Annotated in this window: 13 protein-coding genes; 9 read left to right on the top strand and 4 right to left on the bottom strand. The window is 64.9% G+C overall.

Annotated elements, in window-relative coordinates:
- Positions 1-43: 43 nt before the first annotated feature.
- From F0P96_RS21060 to F0P96_RS16755, 6 genes are all read left to right on the top strand, one after another.
- A complete protein-coding gene (locus F0P96_RS21060) occupies positions 44-205 on the top strand; it encodes a hypothetical protein (RefSeq protein WP_160619891.1) in 162 nt (53 codons plus the stop codon).
- A 520-nt stretch (positions 206-725) separates the two neighbouring features.
- Positions 726-2,024 (top strand): PcfJ domain-containing protein, encoded by a 1,299-nt coding sequence (locus tag F0P96_RS16775; RefSeq protein ID WP_151080078.1) that lies wholly within the window; start codon positions 726-728, stop codon positions 2,022-2,024.
- A 45-nt stretch (positions 2,025-2,069) separates the two neighbouring features.
- Complete coding sequence (locus F0P96_RS16770) at positions 2,070-3,599, top strand: TROVE domain-containing protein (RefSeq protein WP_151080077.1); 1,530 nt, start codon at positions 2,070-2,072, stop codon at positions 3,597-3,599.
- Positions 3,600-4,997: 1,398 nt separating this feature from the next.
- Positions 4,998-6,401, top strand: coding sequence for an RtcB family protein (locus tag F0P96_RS16765; RefSeq protein ID WP_151080076.1), 1,404 nt, complete (start codon positions 4,998-5,000; stop codon positions 6,399-6,401).
- Positions 6,402-6,804: 403 nt separating this feature from the next.
- Positions 6,805-8,241, top strand: coding sequence for an RtcB family protein (locus F0P96_RS16760; RefSeq protein ID WP_151080075.1), 1,437 nt, complete (start codon positions 6,805-6,807; stop codon positions 8,239-8,241).
- Between the two features lie 207 nt (positions 8,242-8,448).
- A complete protein-coding gene (locus F0P96_RS16755) occupies positions 8,449-10,353 on the top strand; it encodes a CocE/NonD family hydrolase (RefSeq protein ID WP_151080074.1) in 1,905 nt (634 codons plus the stop codon).
- Between the two features lie 99 nt (positions 10,354-10,452).
- Here F0P96_RS16755 and F0P96_RS16750 read toward each other — a convergent pair whose 3' ends face one another.
- Positions 10,453-10,671, bottom strand: a complete 219-nt coding sequence (locus F0P96_RS16750) for a PID-CTERM protein-sorting domain-containing protein (RefSeq protein WP_151080073.1) — start codon at positions 10,669-10,671, stop codon at positions 10,453-10,455.
- A 74-nt stretch (positions 10,672-10,745) separates the two neighbouring features.
- Positions 10,746-14,381 (bottom strand): DUF4394 domain-containing protein, encoded by a 3,636-nt coding sequence (locus F0P96_RS16745; RefSeq protein WP_151080072.1) that lies wholly within the window; start codon positions 14,379-14,381, stop codon positions 10,746-10,748.
- A 315-nt stretch (positions 14,382-14,696) separates the two neighbouring features.
- Between F0P96_RS16745 and F0P96_RS16740 the strand changes: the two genes are divergently transcribed.
- Entirely contained in the window at positions 14,697-15,266 is a 570-nt protein-coding gene (locus tag F0P96_RS16740) for a hypothetical protein (protein ID WP_151080071.1), read from the top strand.
- Between the two features lie 274 nt (positions 15,267-15,540).
- Complete coding sequence (locus F0P96_RS16735; protein WP_160619893.1) at positions 15,541-16,446, top strand: PPC domain-containing protein; 906 nt, start codon at positions 15,541-15,543, stop codon at positions 16,444-16,446.
- A gap of 146 nt (positions 16,447-16,592) precedes the next feature.
- On the opposite strand, the gene F0P96_RS21330 is transcribed toward F0P96_RS16735, so the two are convergent.
- The gene (locus tag F0P96_RS21330) at positions 16,593-18,329 is read right to left on the bottom strand and encodes a T9SS type A sorting domain-containing protein (protein ID WP_151080069.1); all 1,737 of its coding nucleotides are present in this window, start codon (positions 18,327-18,329) and stop codon (positions 16,593-16,595) included.
- A gap of 237 nt (positions 18,330-18,566) precedes the next feature.
- A complete protein-coding gene (locus F0P96_RS16725; RefSeq protein WP_151080068.1) occupies positions 18,567-19,373 on the bottom strand; it encodes a hypothetical protein in 807 nt (268 codons plus the stop codon).
- A gap of 378 nt (positions 19,374-19,751) precedes the next feature.
- On the opposite strand from F0P96_RS16725, the gene F0P96_RS16720 reads away from it, so the two are divergent.
- Positions 19,752-20,663, top strand: a complete 912-nt coding sequence (locus F0P96_RS16720) for a PPC domain-containing protein (RefSeq protein WP_151080067.1) — start codon at positions 19,752-19,754, stop codon at positions 20,661-20,663.
- The last annotated feature ends 56 nt before the right edge of the window (positions 20,664-20,719 follow it).

Here is a 20,719-nt window from a genome sequence, read left to right as displayed (position 1 = left end):
ATTGAAAAATATTTTTGAAAATTTTTCTTCAAACTATTGCATTATGAAAAATAACCTTTCTACCTTTGACCCGTTCAAAGCCCAAAACCTAAACGAACAAACGACTTCACTCGTCATGCGCTGCCACTTCAATCAATATGTAGGAATGCCAAGCTCGCTGGAGGATAAGACCCAGCCGGGATTCGGCGCGCAACCCACGACGTGAGGTTTCTTTGATAGAAGCTCCCAGTGCGAAACGCCCGAATCCAGCCAGATTCGGGCGTTTTGTTTTTCTTCGACCTGTTCATTCGTTTACTGCCATGATGCTCTCCAATACCCGCCCGTTTCGCTCTGCCCCCTGCTTTGGCACGCCCGCGTCGCTGGATTGGCGCGGCATCGGGTCGATAATTCGCCACCGACACCGCGCCCGAAAACGCAGTCGGTAATGCCGCGAATTGTCAGCGCCCAGCAACGTAACAGCTGGGTGTAATTCATGGAATATATTTTCTGTAGCGGCGGCTAATAATTAGCCGCTGGGAAGAGTATTACCTGAATTTTTCAAGTAATTAATTTTTGCATAACGGCAATTAATTCCATTGGAATTGCCGAACGGATGGTTACACCCTTTTTTCAAGCGCTGCCATGTACGAAAGCTTCAGACTTCTGCTCCATACGCCGGCCCCAGTGGCCCTTCCAATGAATGATTCTTTAATCGGTAACCACCCCTGCGAAGGGAATCCTGACCGATGGCAAACCGCAACAAACCCCTATCCCACGCCGCCTGGCAAGCCGAGCAAGCCGTCATAGTACTGGCGGCGGCCCGGCGCATGGACTGGCGCCGCTGGTCGCCCACCGAGCAGGTCGAGTACCTGTTCAGCCTGGCTGGCGGTCCGCACGTGGTCGACGCCCACCTCGGCGCCGGCTCGCCCCTGACCAAGCTCTACCAGGACTGCGTGCACAACCTGCCGGCCGATAGCCGCCCACGCCGCCGGAAAGCCATGCTGGCGTTGGCAGCCAAGTGCCCCGAGCTGCTCTGGCGCCCGGAGCTGAGTGCGGCAGTGGCGGCCGTAGCCGAGCATTACCACCGCCGGCTGCGCGAGCTAGCCGACTGGAAGCCCCGCAGCCGCAACCCGTTTCGGCAGCTGGAAAGCCTGGTGCGGCACCTGTTCGACCAGTACGGCGACGTGCCGGGCTGGGTGCTCAACTCCTGGACGGCCAACCAGCTGCAGGACGGCCTCAACATTGCCGAGCTGACTCTGCACCTGGGGCGTGGGCAGGCCCTGCGCACTTGTCCCAAGCTCCCGGTCCCGCTCACCAAGAAACTGGAGCACCACCTGCGCCTGGCGCCGGCGGCCTGCACCTTCCTCGAAGCCCTGCGCTACGCCCAGTTGGCCAGCCGCAACCAGCTCGACTGGCTGCGGCCGGTGCTCGACTCGCGCCTGGGGCGCGGCATCGACCGCGACGATGCCTTCTGGCTGACGGTGGTGGACTTTTTTGCCGCTACGGCCATGGTCGATGCCCGGCACTTTGGCCCGGTGTGCGACTGGATTCACCAGAAGCGCAGCGTGGGAATCGGCGGCGAGCCAGCCCAGCCGGGCTTCTCGCTGAAAGGCCGCTCCATGCACAGCGTGCTGGACCAAACTGCCCAGTGGCACCGTCAGCTGGTGCAGGCCCGCCGCCGCGGCTACGACGCCGAGGTTTCGCGTGCCACGACCTGGCCGCTGCTGCCGGTGCCCGATTTTGCCGGCGGCGACAAGTGCAAGGTGCGCATTACCCAGCTGCGCAGCTACGGCGAGCTACTGGCCGAAGGCTACGCGCTGAGCCACTGCGTGTCGTCGTACTTCAACTCCTGCAGCCGGGGGCGCTGCGGCATCTTTTCCCTCACGCTCGACGGCGTGCGCGCCATTACCCTGGAGGTGCTGGCCAACCGCACCGTGGTGCAGGCCCGGGGCAAGTACAACCGCCGCCTCACCGACACGGAAATGGTGTGGGTGAGCCGCTGGGCCCTCGAAGCCAAGCTTCTGATTCCGAAACACCTGTTTTAACGCGCCAACGGCGTCGCCTTTCCCCACTGCCTATTGCCCACTGCTATGCGCTTCAACTTCAGCTTCCGCAAAAACAAGCCCGCCCCGGTGCTCAACCACGAAGGCGCGCTGGCCTACCAGCTGACGCCGGCGCTGGAACTCTACGCCGCCGTGGCCACCGCCGCGCTCAGCGACCAGTTCTACGAAACGGCTGGTACCCGCCTGCAGCGCCTGCGCGAGCTGGTGCGGCAAAACGACCCGCGCTTTGTGGCTCAGTTGGCCGTGTACGCCCGCGAGCAGCTCTACCTGCGTTCGGTACCCCTGGTGCTGGCCGTGGAGCTGGCCCAGGTGCACCGCGGCGACGTCCTGGTGAGCCGCCTCGTGGCCCGCGTGGTGCAGCGGGCCGACGAGATTACCGAGCTGCTCGCCTTCTATGCTGTGGCCAACCAGCGGCAGGGCCCCAAAACCCTCAACCGCCTCTCGAAGCAGCTGCAGAAAGGGTTGGCCTTGGCTTTCAATCGCTTCGATGGCTACCAGCTGGCCAAGTACGACCGCGCTGGGCAGGTGCGCCTGCGCGATGCGCTGTTCTTGGTGCACCCGCAAGCCAAAAGCGCCGCGCAGCAAGCCTTGTTCGACCAGCTTGTGCGCGGCGAATTGCCAACGCCTTACACCTGGGAAACCGAGCTGTCGGCCCTGGGACAGCAGCAGTTCGCTTCGGCGGCAGAACGGCAGACGGCCTTCCGCCGGAAGTGGGAAACGCTGATCGGCAGCGACAAGCTGGGCTACATGGCCCTGCTGCGCAACCTGCGCAACATCCTCGAAGCCGACGTGTCGGCGGCGGCGGTGGAGCAAGTGGTGGCCGCGCTGACCGATGCCGGCGCGGTGGCGCGCAGCAAGCAGCTGCCGTTCCGCTACCTGGCGGCCTACCGCGAACTGCTGCCGCTGCGCTCGGGGTACACGGCGCTGGTGCTCCAGGCGCTGGAAACGGCCATCGGGCATTCCATCCAGAACCTGCGCGGTTTCGGGGCTGAAACCCGCGTGGTGGTAGCCTGCGACGTATCGGGCTCCATGCAGCAGCCGGTGTCTCAGCGCAGCAAAGTGCTGCTCTACGACGTGGGCCTGGTGCTGGGCATGCTGCTGCAAAGCCGCTGCGGGCACGTGGTAACCGGCATGTTCGGCGACACCTGGAAGCGCGTAGCCCTGCCAAAAGGCCAGGTGCTGCGCAACGTGCAGGAGTTCTACCGGCGCGAAGGCGAGGTGGGCTACAGCACCAACGGCTACCTGGTGGTGCAGGACCTGCGCCAGCGTCGCGAGGTGGCCGACAAGGTGATGATTTTCACCGACTGCCAACTCTGGGACAGCACCGGCCAGGGCACCACGCTAGCCCAGGAGTGGCGCGAATACCGCCGCACAGTGGCCCCGCAGGCCCGCCTCTACCTCTTCGACCTGGCCGGCCACGGCAACGTGCCGGTGCAGGTGAAGCCCGAAAACGGCGTGGCCCTGATTGCCGGCTGGTCCGACAAAGTATTCGACGTGCTGCAGGCGCTGGAAAACGGCGGCTCGGCCCTGACCGAAATCGAAAAAATTGAACTCTAACACCCGCGGCCGGGGGCGGCAACATTGTCAAGCGGGTTGCCGCTCCCTCGCCATTCACTTTTTGCTGCCATGAAATCGGATTAATTACTCCAGGAAGCGGCGCGGTGCTTACGGCCAGCCGTTCGTTTCCATCCTCTGCCCCCAACGCCCTTTCCGGGTGCCGTAGACGGGCGTTACTTCGCGGTCTGGTTTTCGGGTGCAGTGCAACGGTTGCTGTATCGCGCGGGTTCGAATCCCGCGGCTGGCGCAGTGCCGGCCAACGAAAACGTTTCGCTTGTTGCCAGTAGCCCCGGTAAGATGATGGGGTTGGCGGGAGAAAATCAGGATACCTCGTCGGGTGCCGTAGCCACGCGTTACTTCGGGTCATACGTTCGATTCGTGTCAGACTTTCGGGCGTCCGAGGTTCGGGTCTGTAGCTCAGCTGGTAGAGCAGATGTCGCAGGCGCCTTGTTGCCCCGACGTAGAGTTATTACCCGCAGCAAGTGCCGTTGCTTAGCCATTCTTCGCTCCACATAGGTTCTGTCGCGGGTTCGACTCCCGAAGTGATGCTTCTCTGGACGCATTGCAACTGCGCATTGGTAGGGCAGCGCCGTGGCTAGACCGTTGTTGCCTTGTTGCGTTTCGTTGGGTGCCGTAGCCCAGCCTTACTTCGCGCTGTCACCGCCCAGGTCGCGGGTTCGAGTCCCGCTCGTTGAACTTCGATTCAGCGGTAGCTCAGTTGGTTAGAGCAGGACACGTAGGCTGGGCGCCCAGTTGCCCCAACGAATAATTGTTGCTGCTTGCCGGGTGCCGTAGGTCGGCGTTACTTCGGTGAGTTCTTCGGAACGAGCGGGTTCAAGTCCCGCAGCTTGCCGCCGCAGCGGTGGCAAGCGACGCCCCGGTTGCGGAGCGTCGGCAACGCCCGCCGCGTGTTGCCCCGGCAAGCAGCTTTTTTTCTGATTGGTGCCGTAGCGCAGCCATCCTTCGCGTTAACTTCTGGATGCGGGTTCGACTCCCGCCGGTTGTGTTGTAGACCAACCGTGGCTGATGTGGTAAAGCAGGAAGAGAAAGGGCTGCGCGGCTTGTCGCCCAATCACATTTTCTCGGGGAAGCGAAGGTGTCGTAGGGCTGCCATACTTCGGGCCGTTGGGGAAAAACCTTCCCTCTCGGCATAGCAGGCACCCGCCGGTTACCCTTCGCTGTGCCCCAGCCCACTGGCCGTAGCAGCGCGTTGCTTCGATCTGCCACGTCGGGAAGTGCCCTTGCCGGTACCCACCCAGTACGCGCCGCGCCCGTTGCTCCGGCCCGGTCGGGCTTGTTTTTCAATCATTTGCGGCCGGCTCCTGCACCGGCATTTTGGGTACAGGAGCCGTGCGACCCGGAAGCCACCATGCGTTTCCGCTTTGACCAACCCCCATTATGGCACAACAACTACGCGGCAACGACTTGCGGGAACTGGGTTTCCCGGAAGGCCGCGCCATTGGGCTGGCTTTAGCGCAATTGCAGCGCAAGCACCTGAAGCGTCTTTCGCAGACGGACCAGCTGGCCTTGCTCAAACTGATTCTGCAAACCCCCACCAATTTCCTCACCGACCTCGACTGGAGCCACACCGCGGCGGCTTTGCTGCCCCCGCCCAACCGCCACATCGAGCTGACGGCACGCAAAGACTACGTCACCTTCGGCAGCGAGTACATCGAGCCGGGCGCGGTGCACCAGATGGAAACGGCCATGAAACTGCCCGTTACCGTGGGCGGTGCGCTCATGCCCGACGCCCACTTCGGCTACGGCCTGCCCATCGGTGGGGTGCTGGCTACCGACAACGCCGTGATTCCCTACGCCGTGGGTGTCGACATCGGGTGCCGGATGGCCTTGTCCATCTTCCCGCTACCGCCCCAGTACCTCGCCCAGCGCGTGCAGGAGCTGAAAGCGGTGCTGCTAGCTACCACCAAGTTCGGCAACCGCGACGTGTTTCGGCACGGGCAGAAGCTGGGTCACGCGGTGCTGGAGCGCGACGAATTTGCCACGATTCCCTTCCTGCGCAACAAGCAGGAAACAGCAGCGGCGCAAATTGGTACCTCCGGCGGCGGCAACCACTTCGTGGAGTTCGGCATCGTCGAAATCCTCGACCCGACCAACGAAATGGGGCTGCCCGTGGGGCAGTACGTGGGGCTGCTCTCGCACTCCGGCTCCCGCGGCCTGGGCGCCAGCGTGGCCAACCACTACACCAAGCTCGCCATGGACACCTGCCAGCTGCCCGCCGAAGCCAAGCACCTCGCCTGGCTGACGCTCGACTCGGAAGGCGGCCAGGAATACTGGGCGGCCATGAACCTGGCCGGCGACTACGCCTCGGCCTGCCACCACCAGATTCACCAGCGCGTAGCCAAAGCCCTGGGCGAGCGGCCCCTGGCAAAAGTGGAAAACCACCACAACTTCGCCTGGAAAGAACGCCTGGCCGACGGCCGCGAGGTCATCGTGCACCGCAAGGGCGCCACGCCGGCCGGCGCGGGCGTGCTGGGTGTCATTCCCGGCTCGATGACGGCCCCCGGCTTCATCGTGCGCGGGCGCGGCGCGGCTGAGTCGTTGTCGTCGGCCTCGCACGGGGCGGGCCGTTTGATGTCGCGCACCCGTGCCAAAGCCGAGTTGGGCGAAGCCGACGTGCGCCGGCACCTGCAGGCGCACGGCGTGGAGCTCATCGGCGGCGGGCTGGACGAAGCGCCGATGACCTACAAGGACATCTTCGCCGTGATGCAAAGCCAGCAAGAGCTGGTGGACGTGCTCGGCACCTTCACGCCGAAAATCGTGCGCATGGAAGGCGGGGTGTAGCTGTCTGATTGAAGTGTGAAAACGTCCGCCGGGATTCCCGGCGGGCGTTTTTGCTTGATGGAACGACAAGCTCCCCTCTTTTTTGAAGGAGGGGACGCGGTAGCGAAGCTGCCGCTGGGGTGGTTTGTCGTTCTTTATAAAGCCCGTCATGCAGAGCGTAAGCGAAGCATCTCGCGTGTTTACCTCGATAGTAACATCACTACCTGCCATCAGCACGCGAGATGCTTCGCTTACGCTCTGCATGACGGGCTGTTGGTTGTCGTTCAACCTCAGCAACGACGCAACCACCCCAGCGTCCACTGCGTGGCCGGGTCCCCTCCTTCAAAAAAGAGGGGAGTTTCGTTCTGGCGTAACCTATCGGAAAGCGGCTGCGGTAAACCCATTACCATCCTTTCCCCGCGTCATGGCCAAAAACACCCAAAAGCTCCACGGCAAGGACCTGCGCCAGCTCGGCTTCACCGACGACAAACAGATCAGCCTAGCCCTCGACATTCTCGACCAGCGCGAGCTGCGCAAACTCGATAAAGGCAGCGCCCTAGCGTTGCTGCGCGACATAAAAGCCGACCCCTTCAAGTACGTGCGCGACCAAGTTTGGCGCCCCCTGGCCCAGGAGCTGGTGCCCCAACCGAGCCGCGACGTGGCCCTGAACCCCAGCATCAAGGACTACCGCCGCTACGGCGACGCCTTCATTGAGGACGGGGCGCGCAAGCAAATGGACACCGCCATGCAGTTGCCCGTCACCATCGACGGGGCCTTGATGCCCGACGCGCACCAAGGCTACGGCCTGCCCATCGGCGGGGTGCTGGCCGTCGACAACGCGGTAATTCCCTACGGCGTGGGCATGGACATCGGCTGCCGCATGGCCCTGTCGGTGTTCGATGTGCCGCCGCGCTACCTGGAGCAGCGCCGCGACGAGCTCAAGAAACTGCTGCACAACCACACCCGCTTCGGCAACAAGGAAGTGTTTAAGAACCCCGCCGACGACCCGGTGCTGGAGCGGCCCGAGTTCCGGGAAATCGGGGTGGTGCGCGGCAAGCGCGAGGCGGCCATCAGCCAGCTCGGCTCGTCGGGCTCCGGCAACCACTTTGTGGAGTGGGGCATCGTCGACATCACGGCCGAGGACAACGAGCTGAATTTGCCGCTGGGCCAGTACCTGGGGCTGCTCTCGCACTCTGGCTCGCGCGGGTTGGGGGCGGCCATTGCCCAGCACTACACCAAGGTGGCCATGAACAAGTGCCCGCTGCCGCCCGAAGCCCGCTACCTCGCTTGGCTTGGGCTCGACACCCAGGAAGGCCAGGAGTATTGGGCGGCCATGAACCTAGCCGGCGACTACGCCTCGGCCTGCCACCGCGACATTCACCGCCGCCTCGCCAAAGCCCTGGGGCAGGACGTGCTGGCCAAGGTAGAAAACCACCACAACTTCGCCTGGAAAGAAGAGCTGCCCGACGGCCGCCAGGCCGTGGTGCACCGCAAGGGCGCCACGCCGGCCGGCGCGGGCGTGCTGGGCGTGATTCCCGGCTCCATGACCGCACCGGGTTTCATCGTGCGCGGGCGCGGCGAGCGGGATTCCATTCAGTCGGCTTCGCACGGGGCGGGGCGGCGCCTCTCGCGCACCCAGGCCAAGCAGCAGGTAACCGAAGGCGAGCTGCGGCGGCTCTTGCGCGACCAGGGCGTGGAGCTGATTGGTGGCGGGCTGGACGAGGCCCCGATGGCCTACAAGGACATTCACCAGGTAATGGCGCACCAGCGCGATTTGGTGGATGTGCTGGGCTCGTTCACGCCGCGCATCGTGCGCATGGACGCGGGCGGCTCGGGCAAAAGCAGGTACGGCGGGGAGTAGGGGGTAATGAAGTCGAATATGTCATCCTGAGCGTGAGCGAAGGACCTACTTACGCTGGAACGGGTCGTTTCTTCGATTATCGTACACGCAAGAGAAGGTCCTTCGCTCGGCTCAGGATGACGTTCCTTTACTGGCAACTGGCAACTCTTCGCTAGGTTTGAAGCCGCGCTTTCTTGTGCGGCTTTCCCTTTAGCGTTTCCCCGCGTTATGTCTCGTTTCTTACTAGTTGCGCTGGCGCTGATGGCCGCCGGCAGCTCTACCGTGGTGCAGGCCCAGGGCCCCACCGCCGCCGATGCGCGCTTCGTGCAGGAGCATTACACCAAGCTCGACCGTCAGATTCCGATGCGCGACGGGGTGAAGCTCTACACCACGATTTACGTGCCCAAAGACGCGTCGAAAACCAACCCGTACCCGTTTCTGCTGCACCGCACACCGTATTCGGCGGGGCCGTATGGCGAGAAGAACTACACCAAAGGCGGGCCCGGCCGGAGTCAGGAGCTGAGCCGCGAGCAGTACATTTTCGTTGATCAGGACGTGCGCGGGCGCTACATGAGCGAAGGGCAGTTCGAGGAAATGACGCCGGCCCTGCCCGCGGGAGCCAAGGCCACCGGCAACCAATCCGCGCCCCACGACGAAAGCACCGACACCTACGACACCATTGAGTGGCTGCTTAAGAACGTGCCAAACCACAACGGCCGCGTGGGCCTGATGGGCATCAGCTACCCCGGCTTCTACGCCACCGCTGCCTTGCCCAACGCCCACCCGGCCCTGAAAGCCGTGTCGCCGCAGGCCCCGGTGACGGACGAGTTCATCGGCGACGACGCCAACCACAAGGGCGCTTTCTACCTGCTCGACAACTTCGGCTTCATGAATTACTTCGACGCGCCCCGCAAAGGGCCCACGGCGAAGTACGACCCGCTGTTTCAAGTCGACTTCAAGGACGCCTACCCGTTCTTTCTGCAGCTTGGCCCCCTCAAAAACGCCAACGGCCCGAAGTACTTCAACGGCCGCGCCAAGACCTGGAACGAGTACCTCGCGCACCCCACCTACGACGCCTACTGGCAGGCCCGCAACATTCGCACGGCGCTGAAAAACGTGCAGCCCGCCGTGCTGGTGGTCGGCGGCTGGTACGACGCCGAAGACCTTTTCGGCGCGCTGGCAACCTACAAGGCCATCGAGCAGCAAAGCCCCGGTGCCAACAACCGCCTCGTGATGGGCCCCTGGACGCACGGTGCCTGGGCCCGGCAGGAATGGCGCGCCTTCGGCCCGCTCCGCTTCGGCCAGAACACCGCCCAGTACTACCGCGACAACCTGGAGCTGAAGTTCTTCAACCATTACCTCAAGGGCAAAGGCGACTTCGCGGCTGCCGAGGCCACCGTGTTCGACGCCGGTACCAACCAATGGCGCACCTACGACGCCTGGCCGCCCCGCGCCGCACAGCCTCGTTTGCTTTATTTGCAGGCTGCTCATCAGCTGACCTTCGATGCGCCTAAGGCCGCCGCCAGCCACGACGAATACGTGAGCGACCCGGCCAACCCGGTGCCCTACACCAGCGGCACGCACGCCGAGCGCAACAACGAGTACATGGTGGAAGACCAGCGCTTCGCCGCCAAACGACCCGACGTACTCACGTTCCAGACCGCACCGCTCACCCAAGACCTCACGCTGGCCGGCCCGCTCACCGCCGATTTGTTCGTCTCGACCACGGGTACCGATGCCGACTTCGTGGTGAAGCTGATTGACGTTCTGCCCGACTCGGCCGTGGGCACGGCGCCGGGCGCGGCCCCGGCGCCGCGGGCGGGCTACCAGCGGCTGGTGCGTGCCGAGCCCATCCGGGGCAAATTCCGCAACTCCTTCGAGAAACCCGAGCCGTTTCAGCCGGGGCAGGTGGCCGAAATCAAGTACGAGCTGCCCGATGTGCTGCACACCTTCCGGAAAGGCCACCGCCTGATGGTGCAGGTGCAAAGCTCCTGGTTTCCGCTCGTCGACCGCAACCCGCAGCAGTTCGTTGATATACCAAAGGCCGACGCCAAAGACTTCCAGAAAGCCACCATCCGGCTCTACCACGACGCCAAGCATCCCTCGGGCCTCACGCTGCCGGTGTTGCCGTAGCATGGTGTTTCACTGCGGCCGAAAACAACCCCGCCCGACCTGCAAGAAGCAAGTCGGGCGGGGTTGTTTTCGGCAGCGGTGGCCGCGGTGGCCGGGCGGTTAGGCGCGCTGCCGGCGCTGGCGCAGGCGTTTGAGGGCGTAGGCCGCGCCGCCGGCCAGCAGCAGCGAGGCGCCACCGTCGATGGGCACGGCCGTGGGCGAGCCGGGCAGGGGGCCGCCCGAGCCGGGGTCCTGGGCCTGAATGACGTGGGGGCTGAGCAGCAAGAGGAATACTGCTCCGGCGGCAAGAAGTCGAAACGAGGCGAAAAGCTGGGTCATAGAAAAGAAGGCAAAGACATAACCAAGTTGCCGGCCCGCGCCGCCTGCGCAGCGCGGGCCGAAACTCTATCCCATTACTCGATTACCAGGCGCTTGTTGACCACGCCTTGGCCCGTTTGCAGGCGCAGCGTGTACACGCCCGCGGCCACGCCCGTCAGCGGCACCGTGGCCGTGTCGGTCGGGCGGGTGGCGGGCACGGTGCGTTGCGTCACTACTTGGCCGAGGGTATTCACCAGCGTCAGCGCTACTGCCTGGCCGCGCAGGGCGGCGGGCAAAGCCACCGATACCAGGTTGCGGGCCGGGTTGGGGTACACCGCCACTTGCTGCGCCAACGCGGCCGGCGCGGTGGCCAGCACCTGGCGGGAGGTAATCAGCAGCGAGAAGCGGCCCGTGGCCGGCGCACCCGCCACCCGCGTGAAGCTGTAGCTGGGCTGGGCGGCCAGGTCGATGAGGGCGCTGGTTTGGGCGTCGCGCAGGTAGGCATGCGTGCCGGCCGGCAGACGGAGCAGGTTCGCTACTTCCAGGGTGTTGGCACCCACGGGGGCTTGCACCACCAGGTTCACTTCCGCGTCGGTGGTGCCCAGGGCGGGCAGGCCGTTGACGGACAGCTGCAGGTTGCCGAGGGCCTCAGTTGCCAGCAGCAGGGAACTGCCGCCCTGCAGCTTGTAGGCGTCGTATTCCGAGTCGAAACCGGCGGTGGCCTGCGGGTCGAAGTACACCATGGTTTCGTCGAGCAAGCCGCTGGCGCTGCGCAGGTTCAGGCGCACCAGGGGGCTGGTGCCCGCCCCGCGCGAGAACGACGGATTGGCGTAGAAGCCCGGCCGCGCGGCGTTGGTGAAGCTCACTTGGCCGTTGTTGCTGTTGGGCGTGCTCACGCGCACAAAGAAGCCCTGCGCCACGGCCAGCAGCCCGCGCTGGCCGGTGGTGTCGGAATTGGCGACGTAGCTGCGGTAGGTGCCGGCGTATTGGCCCGTGGGCTGGTACACGTACACGGCGGCGTCGATATTGCTGCGGCCCACGAAGTCCCAATTGAGGGGGGAGGGGTAGGGGTTGCCCAGCAGGTGCCAGCCCGACTCGGTTTGGCTACCGCGGGCCAAGGCGCCCTGAACAACCGAGCCGTTGTTGGGTACGCCCACAAAGTCGACCGTCTCGGAAGCCGGGATGTTGACCGTGTAGCCGCGGCCGGGCACCAGCGGGTCGGCCAAGGACGCAGGCGAGAAGAAGCCCTTGTCGAAATCGACGGGGCGCGGGCTGCCGCTGGTCGTCACGCGGCTTTGGTCGTAGCCGAACACCGTGGGGAACGGCGTGACGGTGTTGCCCTGGGAGTTGTAGTCGGGGTTCACCACGGGCGTGTAGCCGGGCGTGGCCAGGTCGGCCACGGTGGTATTCAACACCGGACTCGAATAATGCCGGTAGCCGACGGGGGCCGTGGCATTATTGATGGAGCGTTGCACGGTGGCGTTGCCCGTCACGGCGCCGGCGGCGTTGATGACGTGGGCCGTGCCGGTGGCGTTGGAGAGCAGCGTCAGGTTGCCGTTGGAAGCCAGGTTGCCGTTGAGCAGCAGCACCCGCTGCACCTGCACCGGGGCCGCGGCCGTTACCCCGGCCGGGCCGGCCGTGAGGTTCTGGAAGAAGGTGGTGGTGCCGCTGATGGTTTGGGCCGCTGGTCCGTTGAAAGCCACGGTGCCCGAGCCGCTGCCCAGCGTGGTGCCGCCGTTGTTGGTGAAGGTGCCGTTGACGGTCAGCGTGCCGCCGTTGGTCGTGGTGAGGGTGGCGCCGCTGCCGAGCGTGACGCTGCGGGCCTGCTGGGCGTTGCTCACCACGGGGTCGTTGGCCACGTTCGGAATGGTCACGTCATCGGTGGCGGTGGGCACTTGGTTGGTGCTCCAGTTGCCGGCCGTGCCCCAGTCGGTGCTCACGGCGCCCGTCCAGGTGAAGCCGGTGACGACCGGCGCAATAAAGGCCGAGACATCCCGCACCGGAATGCCCAGGCCGATGGGGCCCATCAGCGAGGGGTTGCCCGTAGTGAGGTCGAGCGTGTAGAGGTTGCTGGTGGTAAAGCCGTTGGGGTTGGCAACCAGAAACGCGGTGTTGGTGGAGCTGCCGGCTACGGAGTAAATATCCAGATCAACCAGCGCCGGGGTGTTGTTCAGCGACAGGCCGGTAATGCTGCCCACGGGCGTGAGCGTGCCGTTGTTGGGCGGGGCCTGAATGGCCAGGATGCTGCGCAGCTCGTCGATGTCGTAGAGCGTGGTGGTGGTGCTACCGGCGAAGCTGTTGGTGTAGGCCACCGAGCCGATGCGCGGCGTGGTGGTGTCACCGGCTGCGTACGTGAGCAGGCCGTCGGTGAAGGCCAGGGCACCGGTGGTGGGGTTCAGGCGGTAGTTGCGGCGGTTGGTACTCACCACCCGAATGAGGTCGACGGTGGGGTTGAAGTCGAACCCGATGTTGGCGGTGAGGCCGCCCAACTCCAGGCGGATGGCGGCGGCTACCGAGGTAGCGGCGCCAGTGGCCGGGTTGATGACGTACAACTGGGCGTTATTGCCGGTGGTGGTAGCGTCGTAGCCGAAGCCGTAGAGCTGCCCGGTGGCGGGGCGGAAATCGGTGCCCACCAGCGTTTGGCCGGCCGCAATGCCGGTGATGGGCACGGCCGAGTTGATGAAGTTCGGCGTGCCCGAGTAGAAGCTGAGCAGGTTGTTGTTGGTGCTGACGGCGTAGAGCAGCTGACCGTTGGCGGCCGGCGCGGTGCGGTTGATGCGCACGGCAATGTCGGTGATGCCCACGCCCGAGCCGTTGACGGCCCCGGCGAATGTGGTTGTGCCGTCGGCCAGGTTAACCCGGTACAAGAGCGAAATGAAGGAGCCGCCGCTCACCTGGTTCACGTTCAGGTACGCCTGCTGGTCGCCGGGGCCGAAGGTGAAGATATCGAGGTCGGTGCTGGCGCCAGGAGCGTTGATGGGCGTGGGGTTACCGCCGGCCGAGGGGGTCAATAAGGCCACGGTGGCCAGCGTACCGGCATTGGGCGCATCGGAGCGCAACAGCAGGGAGCGTTGCTCGTCGATGTAGTAGAGGGTGGTGGAGGCAGCCCCGATGAAGGAGTTGGTGTAGGCTGCCGCCCCCACAAAGGGGTTCTGGCCCGCGTTCGGGTCGCCGGCGGCGTAGGCCAGGTTGCCGTCGCGCTGCACGCCGCCCACGCTGGGGTTGCTGTCGACGATGGCGCCGTCGTTGGGGTTGAGGCGGTAGTTGTTGTCGTTGGTGCTGACGACGCGGATGCGGTCGACGGTGGGGTTGAAGTCGAACCCGATGCGGTCGGTGGCTGAGCCCAGGCGCAGCTTGCTGCCGCTGCCCACCACGGTGGCCGTGGCGACGGGGGTAGCGGTGTTCTGGGTAATGACGTAGAGGTTGGCCGTGTTGGCTGCCGTGTCGGCCGGGGCGGCGTTGTAGCCCAGGGCGTACAATTCGCCGGTGGCGGGGCGGAAATCGAGGCCCACCAGGGTTTGGCCGGGCAGGATGCCCGTGATGGGCTGGCGCGTTTGGGAGGTGAGCGGCGAGGCCAGATTTACGGAGGTGAGGTCGGTGCCGGAGAGGCCGTACACCACCTGGGCCTGGGCGGCGGGTGCGGCCGCCAACCCGAGTACGCCGAGGGCCAGCACCCCGCAGGTGCGCCGCCAAAACCCGGATGTAAAGAACGTGGGTACTACTGTGCTCATACTGGACTAGGGGTAAAGGGTATGTGAACAAACAGAACCAGCTGCCGACTACCTCGGCAGCGCCGGGGAAGGTACGCGCACAAGGGGAATATAGATTTGCCGCGGTTGGATTAATTTGATGTTAATGCAGCGCGCAGACAAGACCGGGCCAGCGCAATAGGCCCGCGGCCGGGGTACTGGCGGAGCCCCAGCCGCGAAAAGGCGGAACCCAAGGCGCGCAGGGCGCAAAACGGGGCGGGGAGGTATGGCGGAACTGGAAGAAAACGGTAGTTTACGACCGGTATTAACCCTTTAACCCTTTAACAGCCACACAACATGGCCAGAGTATCCAACAACATTATTACCCAGGGCCTGAGCGGGACCATCGGCGGGACGCTGGTGTTCCGGCAGGTAGGCGGCCGCACGATTGTCTCGGCGGCGCCGCGCGAGTCGGAGAAGGCGCCGACGGCGGGGCAGCTGGCGCAGCGGGAGCGGTTTCAACAGGCGGCGCTGTATGCCAAGGCCGAGCTGAGCGACCCGGCCGGCAAGGCCGAGTACGAGGCGGGCCGGCCGGAAGACGGGTCGGCCAGTGCCTATGCCATTGCGGTGGCCGACTTCATTCAGGCGCCCGACATCCACACCATCGACCTGAGCAACTACCAGGGGCGCGTGGGCGACACCATCCGGGTGCGGGTGACGGACGACTTTAAGGTGGTGGGCGTGACGGTGCGCATCGAAAACAGCGACGGCTCGGTGGTGGAGGACGGCGCGGCCGTGCAGCAGCAGAACGGCCCCGACTGGGTGTTTACGGCCACGCAGGCCAACGCCACGCTGGTGGGCGACAAGATTACCGTGCGGGCGACGGACAAACCCCACAACACGACCACCGAAACAAGGACGCTCTAGCGGCCGGGTTTCGTGGTTTTGTACCAAAACGCGTGCCCCTCTTTTTTAGGCAATGGGGGCGTTTTGGATATACTCACAATGAACCCACTCCGAAGGCACCCCGAACCCGCTACTGCGGAAAAATGCAAACGGCCGCCCGGCATTGCCGGGCGGCCGTTTGGCTTGGGGCCGGGTGGGCCGGGCGGCACAATATACCTGGAAGTAGGTATTGTGGGGCGCCGCAATGGGCGGGACCTTTGATGCTGGTAATTCCTGCCTTTTCCATTTTCACCGCATGAAACACATTTACAACTCGAAACTGCTGCCAACGCTCCTGAGCTGCCTGATTCTGGGGCTGCTGGTTTTTGTCAACAACGCCTGCAAAAAGGCGGAAGACCTGTGGGACGAAAACTTCAAGCTGGAAGGCTTCTTCACCAACTCGGCGGGCACCGTAGTGGAGCTAAAGCGCCGGGGGGACGATGGCATGATTGACGGATACCTCACCAAGCACGGTACCGGGGCTACACCCGGCCTCTTTTTCAACGTAGGCGATAAAGTGATTAAGGGCGTCAAGCGCACGGGAGAAAGAACCTGGCGGGTAGAAGGGGCCTCCGACCAGGACTTGTTTGCGCCTCACGTCTACGGCAGCATCGTGGAGGCCGATGCCTCGGGCAATACCCTAACCTTTAAGCCCGACCCGGACGCGATAGAGATGTACCGACTGAAAACGACGTATCAGCTCACGCGAACCAACTCCTCGGGCACCACCAGCGGTACCACCTCGGGCACGACCTCGGGCACGACAAGCGGCACTACCTCGGGCAGCACCACCGGCGGCACGGCTTCCCTGACCATTCTGGACGTGGTGGTTTCGGGCAACGACTACGAGCTGAAAGGCTACTCGTTTACCGTGCCTACGGGTGCCAAAACGCTGACGGTTACCACTCTGGAAAGCAGCGCGGCGTACCGCAACACTGCCGATTTGTTTGTGCGCCGCGGCTCGGCCCCGGTGGTGGCGGGCCCCAAGCCCCCGACCAACCAGCCCGCCTATTCCTGGACGGCCGACTGCGCCAGTATCAAGCCCAACCGGGAAAGCGAGGTGTGCTCGTTTACCAACCCCAGCTCGGGCACCTGGTACGCCTCGCTCTACGGCTACAACACGTACTTCAGCTCCCGCCTGCTGGTGACGTACACCAAGTAGGGCGGCCGGAGCCAGCCCGTCTGCGCGGAGGCGCCCGGGCATTTCGGCAACACCCGCACCACCTGTATCAGAAGCCAAAGGGCCACCCGGCATTGCCGGGTGGCCCTTTGCGTGCTGGGGACCTGATGCGCGCCTGGGCGATACGCTTACTCCACCAGCAGGCGGGCGGTGTGGGTGCGGCCGTGGGCACCGGGGGCGCGCAAGGTGTAGAGGCCGGCGGGCAGGCCCCGCACCGATACCTGCGCGGCGGCCGAGACGGTGGTGGTGCGGGCCACGCGGCCCAGGGCGTCGACGAGCTGCACGGCGGTGCCGGCGGGCAAGGCGGGCACGCGAACGTACGCGGTGGCGGGGGTGGGGAAGAGGGCCAAAGGGGCGGGGCCAGCGGGGGCCGTGCTGGCCAGCAAGAGGGGGTCGGTGAAGGAGGCCCAGAAGCCGCCGAAGGTGCTGGCCGGGCTGGGGAGGGTTTGGCTGCCGAAGCGCGCCGCGCCGCCGGACTCGCCGGCCACGTACACGGCATTGCCGCGGATGGCCAAGGCCCGGCCGATGTCGCCGTTGGGGCTGCCGGCCTGCTGGGCCCAGCTGATGCTGGCGGTGGGGCCGGCATCGGTGAGGCGGGCCACGTACACATCGGCGGTGCCGTCGCCGACGCTGTTGGTGAGGGTGGTAGCGCCGAAGCTGGCGGTGGGGCTGTTGAAGCTGCCCGTAATGTACACCTGCGCGCCGCTCACGGCCAGCGCCCGGACTTCCTCGATGTCGGGGCCGCCGGCCTGCTGGGCCCAGGTGAAGCTGGCGCTGGGGCCGGCATCGGTGAGCTTGGCCACAAACACATCGGGAGTCAACAGGGTGGGGTTGGCGTTGGCGAGGGTGGTGCTGCCGAAGCCGATGGTGGCGCTGCGGAAATACCCGGTGAGGTAGACGCTGGGGCCGCTCACGGCCAAGGCCTTGGCCTCGTCGTACTCGGGGCCGCCGGCGCTGCGGGCCCACACCCAGGCGGCCGAGGCGCCGGCGTCGGTGAGCTTGGCCACAAACACGTCGGGGTTGCCGAGCACGGCGTTGGCGTTGGTGAGGGTGGTGCTGCCGAAGGTGGTGCTGCTGCCGTGGAAGGAGCCGGCCACGTACAGGCTGCTGCCGCTCTGGGCCAGGGCCGGGGCGCTTTCGAGGCTGGCGCCGCCGCTGCTTTGCACCCATACCCAGGCGGCGGTAGCGCCCGCGTCGGTGAGCTTGGCCACGAAGGTATTGGGGCCGGGGGTGTTGACGCTGATGCTGCCGAAGGTGGCCTGGCGCTGGCTAACGCCGGAAAGGTAGACGGTGGAGCCGCTCACGACGAGGGCGCCGGGGTAGTCGTCGAGGGCGCCGCCGGCCTGCTGGGCCCAGGTGAAGCTCGCGCTGGTGCCGGCGTCGGTGAGCTTGGCCACAAACACATCGGTGTTGAGCGCGGCGGCGTTGGAGAGGGTGGTGGCGCCGAAGGTGATGGTGCCGACGAAGTCGCCGGTGATGTACACGCTGGAGCCGCTGACGGCAATGCCCGTGGCCAGGTCGATGCGGCTGCCGCCGGCACCGGCGGCCCAGGCGTAGGTGCCGGTGGCGCTGCTCCACTTGGCCACAAACACATCGGCCTGGCCGTTGCTGACGAGCGTGGCGCTGCCCAGCACGACGGTGCCGTAGAAAATGCCGGTCAGGTACACGTTGCCGGCCGCGTCGGTGGTGGTGGCCAGCACCTGGGTGTAGCCGCCGCTGGCCTGGGCCACGGGCACGGCCCGCTGCCAGGTGGGGGCCTGCGCAAAGGCGTGGCTGGTGGGCCAGGCCAGTAGTAGCAGCAGCCCTAGGAGCTGCACGGGGCGAAGCCGGACGGAACGGCGGGAGAGGCGGTAAAAACGACGCATCGAAACGGGAAATAGGGGGAAGGGTGAAAAAGGAAAGGTGGCGGGCGGCAGTCAACCACCCCCGTTGTCGCTTGGGAGCGGGTTTGGGTGTTGGGAGCTGTGCACAGTCGGCTACAAAGCCCGTCATGCAGAGCGCCGCGAAGCATCTCGCGTGCTGAGGTTGTAAAAGTGCTTCCTGACCTCAGCACGCGAGATGCTTCGCGGCGCTCTGCATGACGTTCTGAAGTCCTCACGCTCTTAGGCGGCGTAGCCCTCGGGCGTGTGGCGGATGAGCGAAAGGGCGGCCAGGGTGGCCAGCAGGGGCTCCACTTTCTCGGGCTTGAGGCGCTTGAACTTGGCGGCTACCTGGGCGGCGGTGAGGGGCTGGGCGGCTTGCTGGAGGGCGTCGCGCAGGGCCTGCATCTGCTGGGCCAGCTCGGCGGGGAAGGGCGCCTCACCCCCCGGCCCCCTCTCCGAAAGAGGAGAGGGGGAGCCGGACGATTTGGTTTTGGGAGCTTTGGCGGCGGCCTCCGGCGTGGGCAGGGACAGGGCGGCTTGCTGCTGCTCGGGGGCCTGGTAGGCGGGGCGCAGGTAGCGGACGAGGCCGGCTTGCTCTTCGCGGGCGCGCTCGTGATTGAGGCGCACCAGGCGCTGGAGCAGCTCGGCTTCGGGCAGGTCGTGGGGCCAGCCGTAGGCCTCGGCTACGGCGGCATCGAGCTGCTGGTGGAGGCTGAGCACCACGGAGGCCAGGCCCTGCTGGTTGACCTGCTGGTCTTTGGGTGAGAGGGGCTGCTGGGCGCGCAGCTTTTCCACCACGTTGTAGAGGTCGGTGAGGGTGAGCGTGGGGTGCTGGGCCTGCTGGCGCTTGCGGTGGGCGTCGAGCTGTTCGGCCAGCTCCCGGATGCGGGTTTGCTGGGCGGGGGTGGCGTCGGGGAAGGGGAAGGGGAAGGGGTCGAAGCAGCGGGATTTGTTGTAGCGGGGAGTTCCTCCAACACCTAAAATTGCCCCTGTGGCTAAGACCCAAGCTTGATGAATTCGAGCCCACTGGGCGCCAGTGGGCTTCAAATTCGGGGTAGGTCACGATGGAATTGGGAATTATGAACCAGAAATTATGACGTGGGGTGCGAAGATAGAAGGGGAGGATGGGAAATTTAGAATTGAGGGCTTGCGGGTAGGCGTTGGCGGTTTTTGAGGCCTGCGGCGTAGTCTGCCCATGCGCCGCGAGGTAGTAGCGTAGGCTCTGACGAACACGGGAAAATACCTAGAAACAGGTATTGCGTTGTTGCGGCAAGGTGGCGGATATTTGTAGGCTGGGAAACCCGTACTGGTTTGTCGGACAGCCCGCAAGCTCAGGGTTTACTTTTGTTTCAGCCGGCCGTTTCTCCCGTCACGGGGCGCCTTGGCTGCCATGCTTCAGACCTTTCCCTTTTCCACTCTTCCTGCATGAAACACGCCTACTTTACCCGCCTGCAAGTCACGGTGCTGAGCACCGGCGCCCTGCTGCTGCTGCTGTTTGCCAACGGCTGCAAAAAAAGCTTCGACGACTACATCTTCGAGGGTATCTTTTCCGATTACGATGGTCTGACCGTCGAACTCAAGGAAGAGGACGGGCCGAAGGGCTGGCCTAGCGCTAAAATCACAAAGCTCTCGAAAGTACCCTGCACGTGGTGCAAGGTGGGCGAGCCGTACATCACTGATATCAAGCGCGTCAACGAAAGTGCTTGGTCAGGGAAAGTGCACAAGGACTTCACCAGCAACACGCTGGTGCCGGCCACTATTCGGGTATCAGCTACAGCCATGTACATTAATCCGGAGGGGCTATCAGAGCGGTTTTTCGCCCCGCCTTCGTCCAATTGGCCCGGCGGCACCACTACCTCCGGCTCGACGACGAGCAGCACAACCAGCGGCTCGACCACCTCGGGCTCTACGACTAGTGGCACGACCTCGGGCTCAACAACTTCGGGCACGACCTCGGGCAGCACCACCAGCGGCACCACCTCACTCACCCTGCTCGACGTGGTGGTTTCGGGCAACGACTACGAGTTGAAAGGCTACTCGTTTACCGTGCCCACGGGTGCCAAAACCCTGACCGTGACGACGCTGGAAAGCAGCGCGGCGTACCGCAACACCGCCGATTTGTTTGTGCGCCGCGGCTCGGCCCCGGTGGTGGTGGGCCCCAAGCCGCCGACCTATACCCCGGCGTATTCCTGGACGGCCGACTGCGCCGGCATCAAGCCCAACCGGGAAGACGAAGTGTGCTCGTTCACCAACCCCAGCTCGGGCACCTGGTACGCCTCGCTCTACGGTTACAACACCTATTTCAGCTCCCGCCTCCTGGTCACTTACACCAAGTAAGGCAGGCGGCGGGGCGGGGCCGGGCGCAGCGGAACTTCCGCTGTGCCCGGCCCCGC

It is taken from the genome of Hymenobacter busanensis, from assembly GCF_008727865.1.
Lineage (GTDB): Bacteria > Bacteroidota > Bacteroidia > Cytophagales > Hymenobacteraceae > Solirubrum > Solirubrum busanense.
This window is presented reverse-complemented; position numbering and strand designations above follow the sequence as displayed.

Bases quoted from the DNA above. Each gene is read 5' to 3' on its own strand.
- F0P96_RS21060 (WP_160619891.1), top strand. From the start codon at position 44: ATGAAAAATAACCTTTCTACCTTTGACCCGTTCAAAGCCCAAAACCTA.
- F0P96_RS16775 (WP_151080078.1), top strand. From the start codon at position 726: ATGGCAAACCGCAACAAACCCCTATCCCACGCCGCCTGGCAAGCCGAG.
- F0P96_RS16770 (WP_151080077.1), top strand. From the start codon at position 2,070: ATGCGCTTCAACTTCAGCTTCCGCAAAAACAAGCCCGCCCCGGTGCTC.
- F0P96_RS16765 (WP_151080076.1), top strand. From the start codon at position 4,998: ATGGCACAACAACTACGCGGCAACGACTTGCGGGAACTGGGTTTCCCG.
- F0P96_RS16760 (WP_151080075.1), top strand. From the start codon at position 6,805: ATGGCCAAAAACACCCAAAAGCTCCACGGCAAGGACCTGCGCCAGCTC.
- F0P96_RS16755 (WP_151080074.1), top strand. From the start codon at position 8,449: ATGTCTCGTTTCTTACTAGTTGCGCTGGCGCTGATGGCCGCCGGCAGC.
- F0P96_RS16750 (WP_151080073.1), bottom strand. From the start codon at position 10,671: ATGACCCAGCTTTTCGCCTCGTTTCGACTTCTTGCCGCCGGAGCAGTA.
- F0P96_RS16745 (WP_151080072.1), bottom strand. From the start codon at position 14,381: ATGAGCACAGTAGTACCCACGTTCTTTACATCCGGGTTTTGGCGGCGC.
- F0P96_RS16740 (WP_151080071.1), top strand. From the start codon at position 14,697: ATGGCCAGAGTATCCAACAACATTATTACCCAGGGCCTGAGCGGGACC.
- F0P96_RS16735 (WP_160619893.1), top strand. From the start codon at position 15,541: ATGAAACACATTTACAACTCGAAACTGCTGCCAACGCTCCTGAGCTGC.
- F0P96_RS21330 (WP_151080069.1), bottom strand. From the start codon at position 18,329: ATGCGTCGTTTTTACCGCCTCTCCCGCCGTTCCGTCCGGCTTCGCCCC.
- F0P96_RS16720 (WP_151080067.1), top strand. From the start codon at position 19,752: ATGAAACACGCCTACTTTACCCGCCTGCAAGTCACGGTGCTGAGCACC.